Here is an 18,155-nt window from a genome sequence, read left to right on the forward strand (position 1 = left end):
ATGGGGGCGCGGCGCGACGGGTTCGTCGTCAAGATCAGGCAGGGCACCTCCGACGTTCCCGTCGGGGTCGGCTTCGTCGTGGGCGACAAGCACATCGTGACCTGCGCGCACGTGGTCAACGTAGCCCTGGGCCGGCAGAAGGGGGCCGCCGACCGGCCGGGGGACGAGGCGCGCATCCAGGTCGAGTTCGTCCTGCTCGGCGATGCCGAGGGCGGTCCTCTGCGCAACTGCCGGATCACGGCGTGGGATCCGCCTCCGGGGCCCGGGCGGCCGGGCCGCGACATCGCGGGACTCGTCCTGGTGGGCGGGGACACCCTGCCGGTGGGGGCCGGCCCGGCGCGGCTCGTCGACCCGAGGAACGGCCTCGCGGAGAGCACCGAGGTGTCCGTCTTCGGCTACCCGGGCAGTCCCCCGCGCAAGGCCAACGGCGCCTGGAGCAGCTGCGTCCTGCGCGGCGCGGTGGGCGGCGGCCTGGTCCAGCTCGACACGTCCGCCGAGTCCGCGCTGCGCGCCCAGCCCGGCTACAGCGGCTCGCCCGCCATCATGTCGGACCGCTGGGGGGACGCGGTGATCGGCATGCTGGCCGTCGCGAGCCGGGGCGGCGAGCACGAGGACGCGTACGCCGTGCCCCTGTCGGAGATGGCCTCGGCCTGGCCGGAAGTACTGGAACGCAGCGTGCTGCCCCCGTGCCCCTACCGGGGCCTGCAGGCGTTCACCGCGGCCGATGCCCGGGCCGGGGTGTTCGTGGGCCGGGAGAGGGAGATCGAACGGCTCGGGGCGATGCTCGGGAACCAGCCCTGCGTCGTGGTCGCCGGGCCTTCGGGGGTCGGCAAGTCCTCCCTGGTCGCGGCCGGCCTGGAGCCGGCCCTGGCCGCCGACGGGTGGACCGTGGCGAGCTTCCGGCCCGGATCCAGCCCGTACGACTCGGTGGCGCGTGCGCTGCTGGATCTGGAGGACCCCGGCGCCCACCACACGCTGGAGCGGCTGGAGAGCCGGGCGCGCTCCCTGCGGGAAGAGGGGTTCTGGCCGGTCGCCACCCGGATCGCACTGCTCACCGGCCGCCGGCTCGCCCTCGTCGGCGACCAGTTCGAGGAGGTGCTCAGCAACGGCGCGTCCGGGCCGCGGCAGGAGTTCCTGGAGCGGATGTTCCCGGAGCCGGACACCATGGACGACGTACCGGTCCGGCTCGTCTGCACCCTGCGGTCCGACTTCCTGCCGGACCTGCTGGACCTGCCCACCGTCGGTCCGCGCATTCAGGACCGCCAGCTCAACGTCTCCCCGCTGGACGAGGCGGCGCTGACCCGGGTGATCGTGGAACCGGCCGCCGCGGCCGGAGTCGTCTACAGCCAGGGCGTCGCCGAGGCCATCGCCGCCGAGGCGGCCAAGGCTCCGGGCAGCCTTCCGCTGCTCGAGTTCGCGCTCACCGAGCTCTGGCCGATGCAGCAGGAACGGAAGATCACCTTCGACGGGTACCACGCGCTGGGCGGCGTCTCGGGGGCGCTCAACCGGCACGCCGAGAAGGCCTTCCAGTTCCTGGTCCGGCAGCTGGACGAGGCCCGGATCCGGCGGGTGCTGCTGTCCATGGTGCGGGCCCGCGGCGGAGCGAGCAGCGCGGTCCGGGTGACGGCCCTGAAGGCGCACCTGGGCCAGGACTGGCACGTCGCCCAGCTCCTGGCCGAGCCCTACCGGCGGCTGGTGGTGCTCGGGACGACCGGACCGGGGACGGCGGAGATCGCCCACGAGGCGCTGATCCGGGAGTGGAACAGACTCGCCGACTGGGTCGACGCCGACGCCGACTTCCAGCAGTGGCTCGCCGTCATGGAGGAGCGGGCCGCGGACGGGGACCTGCTCTCCGCGACGCGGGTGTCGGAGGCGGAGCACTGGCTGCGCGAGCGCAGTACGGACGTGCCCACCGTGGTGGGCGAGTTCATCGAGCGCAGCACGGCCGCGGTCCTCGTCCAGCGGCACAACGAGGTGCTGCTGACGAAGTCGCAGGAGCTGACCGAGCAGTGGCGCGAGCGGTCCACGATGCTGGAGAACCGCCAGGGCGCGCTCCAGGCCGCCAACCGGCAACTGGAGGAGAAGGCGGCGCGGCTGGCCGACAAGAACAGCGAGATCGAGGAGCAGTTCGCCCGGATCGAAGAGGCGCGGCAGGCCCTGCAGGAGCACAACGAGCTGCTCGCGGTGTCGATCCGGCACAAGAGCGAGTTCCTGGCGAACATGTCGCACGAGCTGCGCACTCCGCTGAGCTCCCTGCAGCTGCTGGCGCAGGAGCTCGCCGACAACGCCGGCGGGACGCTCACCGCGAAGCAGGTCGAGTACGCCCGGGCCATCCAGGGGGCGGGCCACGACCTGCTCCTCTTGCTGGACGACATCCTCGACCTGTCCGACGCGGAGACGGGCCGGATGGAGATCGTCCCGGTCCGGGTGCCCCTGCTCCAGGTCGCCGACCACCTCGACGCGGCGTTCTCGCCGCTGGCGGAGGAGAAGGGGCTGGGTCTGCACGTGCGGGTGGCGCCCGAGCTGCCGCAGACGCTGTACGCGGACGAGCGGCGGCTGCTCCAGATCCTGCGGGGCCTGCTGGCCAACGCCGTGAAGTTCACCGACCGCGGCGAAGTGCGGCTCGACATCCAGCCCGCCGGCCCGGACGCACCGCCCTCCGTCCACGGACGGCTCGCCGACATGAAGGCCGCGGAGCTCATCGCCTTCTCGGTCGCCGACACGGGCATCGGCATCTCCGACGGCAGACTGAAGGTCATCTTCGAGGCGTTCACGCACGCCGGCGACCCGACCGACACGCAGCACGTCGGGACGGGCCTCGGGCTGTCCATCAGCCGGGAGATCGCCCGGCTGATGGACGGCGAGATCCATGTGGTGAGCGAACGCGGCCTCGGTTCCGTGTTCACCCTCTACCTGCCGCTGATACCCGGCGGCCCGTTGCCCCACCCGGAACCGCGGGACGTACCCGCTCCCGAGCAGCCGCATCCCGCATCGGCCCCGGCGTACGGCTTCTCGGGCCAGAAGGTACTGATCGTGGACGACGACGTCCGCGCCGCGTTCGCGCTCACCACCGACTTCGAACGCCACGGCCTGGAGGTCCTGTGGGCCGAACGGGTCCCCCAGGCGATCGCCGCCGTCACCGCCGACCCGGAGGTGGCCCTCGTACTCCTCCGACTGCCCACCCAGGGCATGGGCGCCGGCTCGGCGGCCGCCTCCGTCATCGCCCACCTCACGGGCCCGTCCCTGCGCCCCCTCATCGCCCTGGCCCGCAAGGCCACTCCCATGGGCCGCGAGAAGGCCCTGTCCGCGGGCGCCTCCGACTACACGGCCGACCCCCTGGACGGCGAACAGCTCCTCCCCCTGATCCACCGCTGGCTCCAGGAGGATCCCGAAGACCCTGAGTGATCGTTTCAGAACGCCTTCCGGAGTCCCGCGGGCTGCTGTCGTCGTCGGTGATCTCCGGAGAGCTTCAGCGCAACGGCGCTGACGGGGACGGTGGCGATCATCAGTGCACCGCAGCCGACGAGGACGGCAGGGGCGCTGGTCCGGTCGAGGAGGAAGCCGCCGAGCGCCGCTCCGAGGGGGGAGGCCGTCAGGAGCACGGCGCTGCGTGCGGCCAGAACCGTGGTGAGTGACCCGGCGGGTGCGCGGCCCTGGATCAGGGTGAGGGAGAGCGCGGAGTAGGGGCCGTAGACGAGTCCGGCGAAAGCGAAGCCGATCACGGAAGGGAGGGAGCTGTGCGTGAGGGCGAAGGGGAGCATGCCGACGCCGTGGCCCGCGATGATGCCGAGCATGGCGGGCCACAGCGGCAGCCGTCTGGCCGCGCTCAGCGCGAGGGCGCCGACGACGGCTCCGACACCGAAGGCGGCCCAGTAGGCGCCGAGCAGCCCCGCGCCGGCATGGAGGTCGTCCGCGACGAACAGGGGCAGGGCGACTTCGACGGGGCCGAACGCGAAGTTGAACACCCAGGTCACGGCGAGCAGCCCGAGGAGTTCCGGCCGGCGGAGCAGAATGCCCAGCCCCCGCTGTGCACCGCCGGTCACCGGTACCGGTACCGGTTCGGGTGGGGGAGGCAGGGTGGTGCGGCCGGTCTGGAGGGCGAGCACGGCGAAAGTGGCGGCGTTCAAGCCGATGATCCATGCCGGGGACGCCACTCCCACGAGCAGGCCCGCGAGAGCAGGACCCGCGATGGTCGCGCTCCACAGGCTGGTGCTGAGCACGCCGTTGGCCGTCAGACGCTGGCCGTCGGAGAGCAGGGGGACGAACAGGGCGTGTTTGCCCGCCTTGCCCCAGGCGTGCAGCAGCGAGGAGGCGCCGAGGAGCCCGACGTACACGGCCGGTGTGAGCAGTCCCGCCACGTGCGCCAGGGGGACCGCCCCCAGCAGTACGGCCCGCAGCGAGGAGTCGGTGATCAGGAGCCGCCGTGCGGGAAGCCGCCGCATCCACCTTCCCAGGATCAGCGCGCCCAGCGCACCGGGAAGGACGTAGGCGGCAACGGCGATGCCGGCCAGCGTGCCCTGGCCGCCGTCGGGCCCCAGCGCGAGCGCCAGCCACGCGACGGCGACGACGGTCATGCCATCGCCCAGGTCGGACAGCGCGAAGACCGGCAGCATCCGCCGAAACGTCCGGTCGGCGAACAGCAAGCGGTAGGGGCCGGGCACCAGGCGTCCCGGATCAGCTGAGAACATGCGGGTCACAGTCGTCCTTCAAGCACGCTTGAAGTCAAGGCCGGACAAGGAAGAGGGCTGGCATGCGGTACCTGCCCATCGGTGAACTCGCGGACAAGGCCCGCGTGCGCGCTTCGGCCCTGCGCTACTGGGAAGAGCGCGGTCTGCTGCCCGGCGCTCGCCGCGAACGCGGCCGCAGAGTGTGGCCCGCGACCACCGTCCGCCGGGTCGCCCTGATCAAGATGGCGCAGCGGGCCGGGTTCACCCTCGCCGAGATCACGCAGCTGCTGGCCGGCAGCACCACACCGTCTGCCACCCGCCAGTGGCGGGACATGGCCACGCGCAAGCTCCCCGAACTCGACCGCCGCATTGCACAAACCCAGGCCTTACGGCAGGCGGTCGCGAACTGTCTGGAGTGCGGCTGCATGAACTTCGACCAGTGCGTCCTACTGGAAACCACGAACACGCCACCATGACGGCCGGCCCGACGGTCGTGCAACTGCCTGACCCCTCACGCCTCGAAGGCAACCCAGGCGGTCTTGCCCACCGCCTCATCGAGCACTCCGAACTCGTCTGCGACCTCCCTCACCAGCCACAGCCCCCGCCCGGCGGGAGCGTCCGGCGCGGTGCACTGGATCACCGGAAGCCCCGGACCGCTGTCACGAACCTCGATCAGTACCCGGCCGGGCTCACGCACGAGGCGAACGCCGAAATCCCTGCCGGGAGGAGCACCGTGAAGTACCGCGTTCGCGGCGAGCTCCGAGGCACAGAGCCGCATGTCTCCGAGTTTCCGAGACCACACAGACCGTAGCGCTATTCGCGAAAAGCGGCAAGGTTTGCGAGAAGAGACACCTCGTGTCGCATAACGTGGGTCGGGATACCGCCCCCTGACGGAGAACCGGGAGGACGATGTGGGCAGCAGCGGATGGACCAGTACGTCGATGCCGTACCTGGCGCCCCGTGCCGCCGGGCAGTCCGACGCCTGGAGCGACGAGGCCAAGGCGAAGGGACGCCGAGGTGGGCAGCGCATCGTCGAGGCACGGCAGACGCCCGCCACTCCCGAGGTCGCCGCGCTGCTCGGCCTACCGGAGGGCCAACCGGTGGTCATCCGGCGCCGCGTGATCGAACTCGACGGCGAGCCGTGCGAGTTGACCGACACCTACTACCCCGCCGGCATCGCGGCGGGCACGCCGCTCGCGGGGACCGCGAAGATCCCCGGTGGAGCGGTCACCCTGCTGGCAGCGCTGGGGCACGTGGGCGTGCGCGTCACCGAGCACGTGACCGCCCGCATGCCGAGCACCGGGGAGCGCGAACAACTGCGTCTGGCTGAGGCCGAACCGGTTCTGCTGCTGTCCCGTGTCACCTACGACGCGACAGACCGGGCCATCCAGGCGGACGTGATGCTCATGCCGGCGGCGCGCCAGCAACTGCGGTACGAGATCAGGATCGGATGACCTTGCCCACCGACGACCCCGCCCTCGATCCCCGGCCCCTGCACGCACGCATCGCCGCCGACCTGCGCGACGAGATCATGAGCGGTGACCTGGCACCTGGGGCCAAGTTGCCGTCCACGGCACACCTCAAGAGCCGGTTCGACGCGTCCAACGCCACGATCCAGAAGGCCGTCCACCTCCTCAAGGGCGAGGGGCTCGTCGTCGGCCGGGCAGGCGCGGCGGTGACGGTACGGGCGAATCGTCAGCGGACGGTCCGGCCCGCCGGCTCCCTCAACCGCGCAGCCTCCGGGGCGGTGTACCCCTGGCTTGCCGAAGTAGCCGGCCAGGGCTCACGGGCCTGCAGCATTCTGATCGCCGTGGAGGAAGTGCCGGTGGTCGGGGACATCGCCGCCGCCCTCGGGTTGCCGGAGGGGGCACTCGCCGTGTGCCGTCGACAGCTGATCAGTGTCGATGACGAGCCCGCCGAGCTGGTCGGCACGTACTACCCGCCGGACATCGCCCGCGGTACCGCTCTTGCCGCGCCGCTCCGCATCAAGGGCGGCACCCCGACCCTGCTCGCGGACCTCGGCTTCCCGCCCCGCCGCAGCGTGGACCGGATCTCCGCCCGGGTCCCGACGCAGGAGCAGTACGGCGCCCTGCGACTGCCAGGAGACCTGCCGGTCCTGCGGACCCTCCGCACGGTGTACGGCGAAGGCGAACGCCCCATCGAGGTCACCGTCATGGTGAAGGCCGGCCATTTGTATGAGCTCCGGTACGAGTTCACCCCTGAATAGACCGCCCGCACGCCACAGCGCCCGCCATCCCTGGTCGGGGACTATGGCGGGCGCTGCGTCAGGTTTCCGTACGCCGTTGTACGGACCGTATGAGGGGTCTCCCCGAGGGGAGGGTGACGGGGTTACACCGTCAGGGAGCGGTCCGTCGGCTTGACCGGGTACGGGAGCGCGCTCGCGCCCGTCAGGAAGCGGTCCACGCCGCGGGCGGCCGAGCGGCCCTCCGCGATGGCCCAGACGATGAGCGACTGGCCGCGGCCCGCGTCGCCGGCGACGAAGACGCCGTCGACGTTGGTCGCGTAGGAGGCGTCGCGCTCGATGTTGCCCCGCGCGTCCATCGCCAGGCCGAACTGCTCCACCAGGCCGTTGGCCTGGTCGGTGCCCGTGAAGCCCATCGCCAGGGTGACCAGCTGCGCGGGGAGGACGCGCTCGGTGCCGGGCTTCTGGACGAGCTTGCCGTCGGCGAACTCGACCTCGACCAGGTGCAGGGCCTTGACGTTGCCGTCCTCGTCGCCCTCGAAGTGGGTGGTGGAGACGGAGTAGACCCGCTCGCCGCCCTCCTCGTGGGCCGAGGTGACCTTGTAGAGCATCGGGAACGTCGGCCACGGCTGGTTGGCGTTGCGGTCCTCGCCCGGCTTCGGCATGATCTCCAGCTGCGTGACCGAGGCCGCGCCCTGGCGGTGCGCGGTGCCCACGCAGTCCGCGCCGGTGTCGCCGCCGCCGATGACGACCACGTGCTTGCCCTCGGCCGTGATGGGGGGCGCCATGAAGTCGCCCTCCTGGACCTTGTTCGCGAGCGGCAGGTACTCCATCGCGAAGTGGATGCCGTTCAGCTCGCGGCCCGGGACCGGGAGGTCTCGGGAGACCGTGGCGCCCGCCGCGATGACCACCGCGTCGAACCGCTTGCGCAGGTCCGTGGCGGTGATGTCGCGGCCGACCTCGATGCCCGTACGGAACTTGGTGCCCTCCGCACGCATCTGCTCGATGCGGCGGTTGATGTGCACCTTCTCCATCTTGAACTCGGGGATGCCGTAGCGCAGCAGGCCGCCGACGCGGTCGGCGCGCTCGTACACCACGACGGTGTGCCCGGCCCGGGTCAGCTGCTGGGCCGCGGCGAGACCCGCCGGGCCGGAGCCGATGACGGCGGCCGTCTTGCCGGACAGCCGCTCCGGCGGCTGCGGGGTGACGTTCCCGTTGTCCCAGGCCTTGTCGATGATCGAGACTTCGACGTTCTTGATCGTGACGGCCGGCTGGTTGATGCCGAGCACACACGCCGACTCGCACGGAGCCGGGCACAGGCGGCCGGTGAACTCCGGGAAGTTGTTCGTGGCGTGCAGCCGCTCGGAGGCCGCCGACCAGTCCTCGCGGTACGCGAAGTCGTTCCACTCGGGGATCAGGTTCCCCAGCGGGCAGCCGTTGTGGCAGAACGGGATGCCGCAGTCCATGCAGCGGCCGGCCTGCTTGCTGATGATCGGGAGCAGCGAGCCCGGAACGTAGACCTCGTTCCAGTCCTTGAGGCGGTCGGCCACAGGACGGGAGCAGGCGGTCTCGCGCGGGGTGGTGAGGAAGCCCTTCGGGTCAGCCATGGGTCGCCGCCTCCATCATCTTCTCCGTGGTCTCGGATTCCGAGAGTCCGGCGAGCTCAGCGGCGTCCTTGGCGGCGAGCACTGCCTTGTACGTGGTCGGGATGATCTTGCTGAAGCGGTCCGCCGCGACGGACCAGTCGGCCAGGAGCTTCGCGGCCACGGTCGAGCCGGTCTCCTCCTCGTGGCGGCGCACCACATCGTGCAGCCACTGCTTGTCGGCGTCGGACAGCACGGTCTCGACGGCACCGACGTTGCCGACGTTGACGTTGTCCGGGTCGAGGTCGATGACGTACGCGACGCCGCCCGACATGCCGGCCGCGAAGTTGCGGCCCGTCTCGCCCAGGACGACCGCCGTACCGCCGGTCATGTACTCGCAGCCGTGGTCGCCCACGCCCTCCGAGACGACCAGGGCGCCGGAGTTGCGGACGCAGAAGCGCTCGCCGGTGCGGCCGCGCAGGAACATCTCGCCGCCGGTGGCCCCGTAGCCGATGGTGTTGCCGGCGATGGTGGAGTACTCGGCGAGGTGGTCGGCGCCGCGGTCCGGGCGGACCACGATCCGGCCGCCGGAGAGGCCCTTGCCGACGTAGTCGTTGGCGTCGCCCTCCAGGCGGAGGGTGACGCCCTTCGGCACGAAGGCGCCGAAGGACTGGCCGGCGCTGCCGGTGAAGGTCAGGTCGATGGTGTTGTCGGGCAGGCCCGCGCCACCGAACTTCTTGGTGACGTGGTGGCCGAGCATCGTGCCGACGGTGCGGTTGATGTTGCGGATCGCGACCTGGGCGCGGACCGGCAGGGCGGCCTCGGCGGAGTCGGCGTTCAGCGCGTCGGCCGCGAGCTCGATGAGCTCGTTGTCGAGGGCCTTCTCCAGACCGTGGTCCTGCTCGATCAGGGCGTGGCGGACCGCGCCCTCGGGCAGCTCGGGCACGTAGAAGAGCGGCTCGAGGTCGAGACCCTGCGCCTTCCAGTGCGTCACGGCCTTGGTGGTGTCGAGCAGCTCGGCGTGGCCGACGGCCTCCTCGATGGTGCGGAAGCCCAGCTCGGCGAGGATCTCGCGCACCTCCTCCGCGATGAACTCGAAGAAGTTGACGACGAACTCGGGCTTGCCGGAGAACCGGTCGCGCAGGACCGGGTTCTGCGTGGCGATGCCGACCGGGCAGGTGTCCAGGTGGCAGACGCGCATCATGACGCAGCCGGAGACGACGAGCGGCGCGGTCGCGAAACCGAACTCCTCGGCGCCGAGCAGCGCGGCGATGACCACGTCGCGGCCGGTCTTGAGCTGGCCGTCCGTCTGGACCACGATGCGGTCGCGCAGGCCGTTGAGCAGCAGGGTCTGCTGGGTCTCGGCGAGGCCGAGCTCCCAGGGGCCGCCCGCGTGCTTCAGGGACGTCAGCGGAGAGGCGCCCGTACCGCCGTCGTGGCCGGAGATGAGGACGACGTCCGCGTGGGCCTTGGAGACACCGGCGGCGACCGTGCCCACGCCGACCTCGGACACGAGCTTCACGTGGATGCGCGCGGCCGGGTTGGCGTTCTTGAGGTCGTGGATCAGCTGAGCCAGGTCCTCGATGGAGTAGATGTCGTGGTGCGGCGGCGGGGAGATCAGGCCGACACCCGGGGTGGAGTGCCGGGTCTTGGCGACCCACGGGTAGACCTTGTGGCCGGGCAGCTGGCCGCCCTCGCCGGGCTTGGCGCCCTGCGCCATCTTGATCTGGATGTCGTCCGCGTTGACCAGGTACTCGCTCGTGACACCGAAGCGGCCGGAGGCGACCTGCTTGATGGAGGAGCGGCGCGCCGGGTCGTACAGGCGCTCCGGGTCCTCGCCGCCCTCACCGGTGTTGGACTTGGCGCCCAGCTGGTTCATGGCGATGGCGAGGGTCTCGTGCGCCTCCTTGGAGATGGAGCCGTACGACATGGCGCCGGTGGAGAAGCGCTTGACGATGTCGGCGACCGACTCCACCTCGTCGATGGAGATCGACGGGCGGTCGCTCTTGAAGCCGAACAGGCCGCGGAGCGTCATGAGGCGCTCGGACTGCTCGTTCACGCGGTCCGTGTACTGCCGGAAGATGTCGTACCGGCGGTTGCGGGTGGCGTGCTGGAGGCGGAAGACCGTCTCCGGGTCGAACAGGTGCGGCTCGCCCTCGCGGCGCCACTGGTACTCGCCGCCGATCTCCAGCGCGCGGTGCGTGGCCGCGATGCCGGAGACCGGGTACGCCTTGGCGTGGCGCGCGGCCACCTCCTTGGCGATGACCTCCAGGCCGGCGCCGCCGATCTTGGTGGCGGTGCCGCTGAAGTACGCGCCGACGAACTCCTCGTTCAGACCGACGGCCTCGAAGACCTGCGCGCCGCGGTAGGAGGCCACGGTGGAGATGCCCATCTTGGACATGACCTTCAGGACGCCCTTGCCGAGCGCGTAGATCAGGTTCTTGATGGCCTGCTCCGGCTCCAGGCCGGACAGGAAGGTACCGGCGCGCAGCAGGTCCTCGACGGACTCCATGGCGAGGTACGGGTTGACCGCGGCCGCGCCGTAGCCGATGAGCAGCGCGACGTGGTGGACCTCGCGGACGTCGCCGGCCTCGACCAGCAGGCCCACCTGGGTGCGCTGCTTGGTGGCGATGAGGTGGTGGTGCACGGCGGAGGTGAGCAGCAGCGAGGGGATCGGCGCGTGCTCGGCGTCCGAGTGGCGGTCCGAGAGGACGATCAGGCGGGCGCCGGCCGCGATGGCGGCGTCGGCCTCGGTACGGATCTCGGCGATCCGCGCGGCCAGTGCCTCGGCGCCGCCCGAGACCCGGTAGAGGCCCGAGAGGGTGGCGGCCTTCATGCCCGGCATGTCGCCGTCGGCGTTGACGTGGATGAGCTTGGCCAGCTCGTCGTTGTCGATCACCGGGAACGGCAGCGTGACGCTGCGGCACGACGCGGCGGTCGGCTCGAGCAGGTTGGACTCGGGGCCGATCGAGGACAGCAGCGAGGTGACGAGCTCCTCGCGGATGGCGTCCAGCGGCGGGTTCGTGACCTGCGCGAAGAGCTGGGTGAAGTAGTCGAAGAGCAGCCGGGGGCGCTCGGACAGGGCCGCGATCGGGGAGTCCGTACCCATGGAGCCGAGCGGCTCGCCGCCGGTACGGGCCATCGGCGCGAGGATGACGCGCAGCTCTTCCTCGGTGTAGCCGAAGGTCTGCTGGCGGCGGGTGACCGAGGCGTGGGTGTGCACGATGTGCTCGCGCTCGGGCAGGTCCGACAGCTCGATCTCGCCGGTCTCCAGCCAGTCCGCGTACGGGGCGGCGGCGGCCAGCTCGTCCTTGATCTCGTCGTCCTCGATGATCCGCTTCTGGGCGGTGTCGACGAGGAACATCTTGCCGGGCTGCAGGCGGCCCTTGCGGACGACCTTGGCCGGGTCGATGTCGAGCACGCCGACCTCGGAGCCGAGCACGACGAGGCCGTCGTCGGTGACCCAGTAGCGGCCGGGGCGCAGACCGTTGCGGTCGAGGACCGCGCCGACCTGGGTGCCGTCGGTGAAGGTGACGCAGGCCGGGCCGTCCCAGGGCTCCATCATCGTGGAGTGGTACTTGTAGAACGCGCGGCGGGCCGGGGCCATGGAGGTGTGGTTCTCCCACGCCTCCGGGATCATCATCAGCACGCTGTGCGGCAGCGACCGGCCGCCGAGGTGGAGCAGCTCCAGGACCTCGTCGAAGGAGGCCGAGTCGGAGGCGTCGGGGGTGCAGATCGGGAAGATCCGGTCCAGCGCGCCGTCGCCGAAGACGTCGGACGCCAGCTGGGACTCGCGGGCCTTCATCCAGTTGCGGTTGCCCTTGACCGTGTTGATCTCGCCGTTGTGCGCGACGAAGCGGTACGGGTGGGCGAGCGGCCAGGACGGGAAGGTGTTCGTCGAGAACCGGGAGTGGACCAGGGCCAGCGTCGAGGCGAAGCGACGGTCGGAGAGGTCCGGGAAGAAGGGCTCCAGCTGGCCGGTGGTCAGCATGCCCTTGTAGACGATCGTGCGGGCGGAGAGCGACGGGAAGTAGACCCCGGCCTCGCGCTCGGCGCGCTTGCGCAGCACGAAGGCCTTGCGGTCCAGCTCGATGCCGGTGCTGCCGTTGCTCACGAAGAGCTGCGAGAAGGCCGGCATGGTGGCGCGGGCGCCGTTGCCGAGCAGGTCCGGCGTCACCGGAACCTCGCGCCAGCCGAGGACCGTCAGGTTCTCCTCGGCGGCGATGGCCTCGATCTGCTCCACGGCGACGGCCTGTGCGGTGCCGTCGGCGGGGAGGAAGGCGATGCCGACGGCGTACGCGCCGGCCTCGGGAAGGGCGAATCCGGCCACCTCGCGCAGGAACGCGTCCGGCACCTGGCAGAGGATTCCGGCGCCGTCGCCCGAGTCCGGCTCGGAGCCGGTGGCGCCGCGGTGCTCGAGGTTCCGCAATACGGTCAGGGCCTGCTCAACGAGGGTGTGGGTGGCCTCGCCGGTGAGGTTCGCCACGAATCCGACGCCACAGGCGTCCTTCTCGTTGCGCGGGTCGTACATGCCCTGCTGGGCGGGGCGACCGTCCATGGGCGACCAGGCGGTGGTGCTGGGGCCGGTCGCGGAGTGCGTGGATGCGGAACGCATCGGCTCTCCCGTCGTCGTCGTGGCATATGTGCATAGCCGAGGGACGACGTTGGCCCTCTGCGAAATTTCGTGCAGATTACATGATGACGACAATCCCGCGAAGCGGATATGCCATTCCAACATGCGGACACTGCGGGGCAGAAAAGAGGGGACCTTCGCCGTGTTCTCAAGGCGGCTCTCACGACACGATGACGGGCCGAAGGTCCCGGCGGGGGCGGGCATCGTTGCCCGCAGCCCTGTTCTGGTACCCGGCGGACACGCGAGCGAAACCGCCGAGTAACGGACTACTTATGTGGTGCGCTGCATAGTGTCTCACTCCAAGCCCGGTCAGCCTATGGCTCCGCCGATCCAGGTTCCCAGGATGTACGTCACACCCGCGGCCGCGCCACCCAGGGCCAGCTGGCGCAGCCCGCTGTACCACCAGGACCGGGCCGTGACCCGGGAAACCACCGCACCGCAGGCGAAGAGCCCCGCCAGCGCCAGCACCACCGCGGGCCACAGCGACGCGGCTCCGAGCAGGTACGGCAGTACGGGGAGCAGCGCGCCCAGCGCGAAGGAGCCGAAGGACGAGGCGGCGGCGACGAGCGGCGAGGGCAGGTCGTCGGGGTCGATGCCGAGCTCCTCGCGGGCGTGGATCTCCAGCGCCTGCTCCGGGTCGCGGGACAGCTGCATGGCCACCTCGCGGGCGAGCGGGGGCTCGACGCCGCGCGAGACGTAGAGCTCGGCCAGCTCCTCCATCTCGTCGACGGGGTGTTTACGCAACTGCTGGCGCTCTACGTCCAGTTCGGCGAGGACCAGCTCGCGCTGCGAGGCCACGGAGGTGTATTCGCCGGCCGCCATGGAGAAGGCGCCGGCCGCGAGGCCGGCCAGGCCGGTGATCACGATGGCGTGCGGGGCGACGGCGCCGCCGGCCACACCGGTCATGAGGGCGAGGTTGGAGACGAGCCCGTCCATGGCACCGAAGACCGCCGGCCGCAGCCATCCGCCGTTGACGTCCCGGTGGGTGTGGTTGTCACGGTGCGCGGTGTGCAGCGGTGCTTCGATGTCGATGATGGACATGCGGCCTATCTCCCCTTTTGTGCGAACGGGCGCCATACGGCCTCCCGCTCCCCCGGAACACCTCGAAACTACGCACGAATTCAGCTCCCCGCCAGCAAGGAAGGCCGTACTTACCTGCGGTTTTGCGGGTCGGCGACCGGGTGACGAGGGTGCGCGCGGGGTGTTTCGCGACGAGCGACAAACCTCATGCCATGGCACAAATCCCCCAAGGGCTCAATATGAGTCCCATCAAGTGGAGAGGCGCGCCATGGAGCTGATTGCATGCAATCCGCAGGTCCTCCTCGAACGGGCCAGGGGCGCTCTTCTGGGACTCGCGGTGGGTGACGCGCTGGGCGCCCCCGCGGAGAACATGAAGCCGTCGGAGATCCGGGCGAAGTGGGGCCGCATCGAGGGCTTCGTGTCGGAGGACCCGGCGGGCACGGACGACACCGAGTACGCGATCTTCTCCGGGCTGCTGCTGGCCCGGCACGGCTCCGCGCTCACCGTCTCCCACGTGGAGCGGGCCTGGCACCACTGGATCGCGGACCTGGACGAGGGCCCCTTCCGGGGCGCGGGCTTCTCCGAGCGCGGCACCCTCGAGAACCTCCGGCGCGGTCTGGCGGCCCCCATCTCGGCCCAGCACCGGCACGCCTGGTCGGACGGCCTGGCCATGCGGGCGGCGCCCTTCGGGGTCTTCGCGGCGGGCCGCCCGGCGGAGGCCGCGCGGCTCGTCGCGATCGACGGCTGCGTCAGCCACGACGGCGAGGGCATCTACGGCGGCCAGGCGGTCGCGGCGGGCGTGGCCGCGGCGATGGCGGGCGCCGGCCCGCCGTCGGTGATCGCCGCCGCCCTGTCGGTGATCCCCGCCGACTCCTGGACGGCCCGGTCCCTGCGCAGGGCCGTCACCGCCGCCCCGCGGGGCGAACGGGCCGTGCGCTCGGCCGTGGTCATCGGCGGCTACCCGTGGACGGACCTCGCCCCGGAGGCGGTGGGGCTGGCCTTCGGGGCGTTCGCCGCCTGCGGGGGCGACTTCCCCTCCTCGGTCCTCACGGCCGTGAACATGGGCCGCGACGCGGACACCACGGCGGCGGTGGCCGGCGCCCTGTCCGGGGCCCTGTCCGGCGCCGCTGCGATCCCCGCCGCCTGGTCCTCGGCCATCGGCCCGGTCCGCGGCAGCTGCCTCCCCTCGATGCGGGGCTACCACGTCCTGGACATCGCGGACCTCCTCACCCCGGAATACGAGGCCCCCCGATGACCCCGTCCCCGTACACCCCGTACACGACGCCGGACACCGAACCCCCCTCACCCCCGCCCCCCATCCCCATGACCCCGGCGAGCCCGGGAATCCCGGAAAGCCCGGCCGGCCGTGGAAGCCCGGGCAGCACAGCCGGCACGGCCGGACCCGCGGGACCGGCGAGCGCGGGCAGTACGGCGAGACCCGCCGGCACAGCGAACCCGACGGCCGGCACGACGGGCACGACGGGCACGGCGAGAGCCGCCGGCGCGGCCGGCACGGCGCGCCTGGTACGCCCGGTGACCCCGGCGAGAACGGCGAGACCGGTAAGCCCCGCGCCACCGGCGGACCGGGTAGCTCCGCCGAGCCCGCCGCAGGCGGCCCGGCGGATCGAAGGGCTGCTCATCGGGCTCGCCGCAGGCGACGCGGCCGGGTGGCCCGCGGCGCGCCACCGCGCCAGCCGGATGCCCGAGTGGACCCGCCGCCTCACCCGCGAGCTCGACACCTTCGCCGAGCAGAACGCCACCACCACCCTCCCCGTCCCCATCGCCCTCAACCAGCCCCCCGAACCGCTGCGCCTGGGCCCCTCCGACGACGCCGAGTGGGCCGCCTTCGTCGCCGAGTCCGTACTCACCGCCTCCGGAGTCCTGCTCAGCGACCTGTCCCGGTCCCGCCGCATGCGCGCCGCCATCGACCTCGCCTGGAACGCGCTCGCCTCCGAGGTCGCCGCCGCGGCGGAACGCGCCCCCGAGGTCGAGTCCGCCGTACTGCCCCTGAGGGCCCGGATCTCCGTCCGGGCCGGCCTCGGCAACCTCGCCACCGGCCTGCGCCCGCCCGCCACCGGCCACGACAACCCGCACTTCTTCGACGACGCCGCCTGCGTCCGCGCCTGCGTCCTCGCCGTCGTCTACCCCGGCGACCCGGACGCCGCCGCGGACCTCGCCGAGTTCGACGCCCGCTACACCCAGGACGGCGACGGCGTCCACGGCGCCCGCGCCATGGCCGCCGCCGTCGCCACCGCCCTGGCCGGCGCCGACGTCGACACCGCCGTCGAGGCCGCGCTCGCCCAGCTTCCGGAGGCCACCGAGATCGGCCGCAACGCCCGGCACGCCCTCAAGCTCGCCCGTACCCAGACGGACGCCGGCGGCGGCGCCTTCGCCATCGTCCCCACCCTCGAGCACGAGATCGTGGACCACGTCTACAGCTACGGGATCGCCGCCGCCGAGACCGTGCCCGTAGCGCTCGCCCTCGCGACCGCCGCCCGCGGCAAGGTGGCCGAGGCCGTCCCGGCCGCCGCCTGCCTGTCCCGCGTCGCGGACTCCGCTCCCGCCCTGGCCGGCGCCCTCACCGGCGCACTCGGCGGCGGCGATTCGATCCCCGCCGCCTGGCGCGAGGCCTGCCGCACCCTCTCCGGCTGCGCCCTCCCCCGCCTCGCCGGCACCGATCTCGTGGAACTCGCCGCGCTCCTCGCTCGCACGGAACTCACCTCGCACAAGGGATGATCCAGACATGACGCTCACGCTCACGTTGGAGGAACGGGCCGCAGGCGCTCTCGTCGGGGCCGCCGTCGGCGACGCGCTCGGCGGGCCGGTGGAGGGCTGGAGCCCCGACCAGATCGTGGAACGGCACGGCGGCCGGGTGCACGGCATCGTCGGCCCGTGGTACGAGGACTGGCGCACGGCCCGCCCGATCGCCCCGTACCACAAGGGAGACGGGCACGTCACCGACGACACCCTCATGACGCACGCCCTGGTACGGGTCTACGAGGCGGTACGGGACCACCTCGACGCCTATGCGGTCGCCGAGCACCTGGTCCCGGACCTGATGACCACACCCCGCTGGATCCCGGAACTGGAGGCGGAGGCCCTCCCCCTCCAGCGGATCTTCCTCGCCGAGAAGTGGATCGTCACCCGCCTCCACTACGCGCACGTCGATCCCCGCGAGGCCGGCAGTGGCAACATCGTCAACTGCGGTGCGGCGATGTACATGGCCCCGGTCGGCATCGTCAACGCGGGCAACCCGGCGGGCGCGTACGCGGAGGCCCTGGACGTCGCGGGGGCGCACCAGTCCTCGTACGGACGGGAGGCGGCGGGGGTGTTCGCGGCGGCGGTGGCGGCCGCGTGCCTGCCGGGGGCGACGGCCGCCTCGGTGGTGGACACCGCCCTCGCCCTGGCCAAGGACGGCACGCGCGCGGCCATCGCCGCCGTCGCGGACGTCGCCTCCCGCCACCGGGACTTCGAGTCGGCGCTGGCCCCGCTGCGGGCCGCGGTCGCCCCGTACGACACGGTGGGCCCCGACTACCGCGCCCCCTCCCTCGGCGCGCGGCGCCCTTCCCGCCTCCACTCCATCGAGGAGCTCCCGATCGCGCTCGGGATGCTGCTGATCGCGGACGGGGCGTACGAGACCTCCGTGCTCGGCGCGGTCAACTACGGCCGGGACTGCGACTCCATCGCCACCATGGCGGGGGCGGTCGCCGGGGCCCTGGGCGGCGAGTCCGCGATCCCGGCGGCCTGGTCCAAGCAGGTCGCCGAGGCCAGCCGCCTCGACCTGCACGCCCCGGCCGGGGCGCTGGCCGCCGTGGCCCGCGAGGTCTTCGCCCTGGACCGCACCCGCCGCCGCGCCCACGAGTCGGCCTTCACCGCGATCTCCACTCCCCGATGACCCCGCCGGCTCCCGACACCCCGGTACGGCTCACCTGGGCGCAGCCCGAGGACCTCGTCGGGCACGAGCTCCGCCAGGCGGCCGAGGACGGCCGGGACCCCGCCCCCGCGCTCCGTACCTGGCTGGCCGCGGGCGGCCGTCCGGCCCCGCCCCG

At 72.1% G+C, this 18,155-nt stretch carries 12 protein-coding genes; 7 read left to right on the plus strand and 5 right to left on the minus strand.

Annotated elements, in window-relative coordinates:
* Positions 1-3,405, plus strand: a complete 3,405-nt coding sequence (locus ACIPUC_RS29505) for an nSTAND1 domain-containing NTPase (RefSeq protein ID WP_446593453.1) — start codon at positions 1-3, stop codon at positions 3,403-3,405.
* Between the two features lie 5 nt (positions 3,406-3,410).
* Here ACIPUC_RS29505 and ACIPUC_RS29510 read toward each other — a convergent pair whose 3' ends face one another.
* Positions 3,411-4,688: an MFS transporter gene (locus tag ACIPUC_RS29510; protein WP_446593454.1), complete on the minus strand. Its 1,278-nt coding sequence runs from the start codon at positions 4,686-4,688 to the stop codon at positions 3,411-3,413.
* Positions 4,689-4,750: 62 nt separating this feature from the next.
* Between ACIPUC_RS29510 and ACIPUC_RS29515 the strand changes: the two genes are divergently transcribed.
* Positions 4,751-5,143, plus strand: coding sequence for a MerR family transcriptional regulator (locus tag ACIPUC_RS29515; protein ID WP_446593455.1), 393 nt, complete (start codon positions 4,751-4,753; stop codon positions 5,141-5,143).
* Positions 5,144-5,178: 35 nt separating this feature from the next.
* Here ACIPUC_RS29515 and ACIPUC_RS29520 read toward each other — a convergent pair whose 3' ends face one another.
* Positions 5,179-5,697 (minus strand): ATP-binding protein, encoded by a 519-nt coding sequence (locus tag ACIPUC_RS29520; protein ID WP_446593457.1) that lies wholly within the window; start codon positions 5,695-5,697, stop codon positions 5,179-5,181.
* Here ACIPUC_RS29520 and ACIPUC_RS29525 point away from each other — a divergent pair.
* Together ACIPUC_RS29525 and ACIPUC_RS29530 are read left to right on the plus strand one after the other, a co-directional pair.
* A complete protein-coding gene (locus ACIPUC_RS29525; protein WP_446593459.1) occupies positions 5,579-6,121 on the plus strand; it encodes a GntR family transcriptional regulator in 543 nt (180 codons plus the stop codon). The two genes, ACIPUC_RS29520 and ACIPUC_RS29525, sit on opposite strands and share 119 nt — an antisense overlap.
* Complete coding sequence (locus ACIPUC_RS29530; protein ID WP_446593461.1) at positions 6,118-6,894, plus strand: GntR family transcriptional regulator; 777 nt, start codon at positions 6,118-6,120, stop codon at positions 6,892-6,894. The genes ACIPUC_RS29525 and ACIPUC_RS29530 overlap by 4 nt, the downstream gene beginning before the upstream one ends.
* Before the next feature lie 122 nt (positions 6,895-7,016).
* Here the strand turns inward: ACIPUC_RS29530 and ACIPUC_RS29535 are convergent, their stop codons facing one another.
* The 3 genes from ACIPUC_RS29535 to ACIPUC_RS29545 form a co-directional block, all read right to left on the minus strand.
* Positions 7,017-8,477 (minus strand): glutamate synthase subunit beta, encoded by a 1,461-nt coding sequence (locus tag ACIPUC_RS29535; protein WP_446593463.1) that lies wholly within the window; start codon positions 8,475-8,477, stop codon positions 7,017-7,019.
* Positions 8,470-13,011, minus strand: coding sequence for a glutamate synthase large subunit (gene gltB, locus ACIPUC_RS29540; RefSeq protein WP_446593612.1), 4,542 nt, complete (start codon positions 13,009-13,011; stop codon positions 8,470-8,472). The genes ACIPUC_RS29535 and gltB overlap by 8 nt, the downstream gene beginning before the upstream one ends.
* 384 nt (positions 13,012-13,395) lie before the next feature.
* Positions 13,396-14,127, minus strand: a complete 732-nt coding sequence (locus ACIPUC_RS29545) for a VIT1/CCC1 transporter family protein (protein WP_446593465.1) — start codon at positions 14,125-14,127, stop codon at positions 13,396-13,398.
* A 247-nt stretch (positions 14,128-14,374) separates the two neighbouring features.
* Between ACIPUC_RS29545 and ACIPUC_RS29550 the strand changes: the two genes are divergently transcribed.
* The 3 genes from ACIPUC_RS29550 (at position 14,375) to ACIPUC_RS29560 (ending at position 18,001) form a co-directional block, all read left to right on the plus strand.
* The gene (locus ACIPUC_RS29550; protein ID WP_446593467.1) at positions 14,375-15,361 is read left to right on the plus strand and encodes an ADP-ribosylglycohydrolase family protein; all 987 of its coding nucleotides are present in this window, start codon (positions 14,375-14,377) and stop codon (positions 15,359-15,361) included.
* Between the two features lie 68 nt (positions 15,362-15,429).
* Complete coding sequence (locus ACIPUC_RS29555) at positions 15,430-16,842, plus strand: ADP-ribosylglycohydrolase family protein (RefSeq protein WP_446593613.1); 1,413 nt, start codon at positions 15,430-15,432, stop codon at positions 16,840-16,842.
* A gap of 7 nt (positions 16,843-16,849) precedes the next feature.
* The gene (locus tag ACIPUC_RS29560) at positions 16,850-18,001 is read left to right on the plus strand and encodes an ADP-ribosylglycohydrolase family protein (protein ID WP_446593469.1); all 1,152 of its coding nucleotides are present in this window, start codon (positions 16,850-16,852) and stop codon (positions 17,999-18,001) included.
* The last annotated feature ends 154 nt before the right edge of the window (positions 18,002-18,155 follow it).

The organism is Streptomyces sp. LARHCF249 (assembly GCF_052871255.1).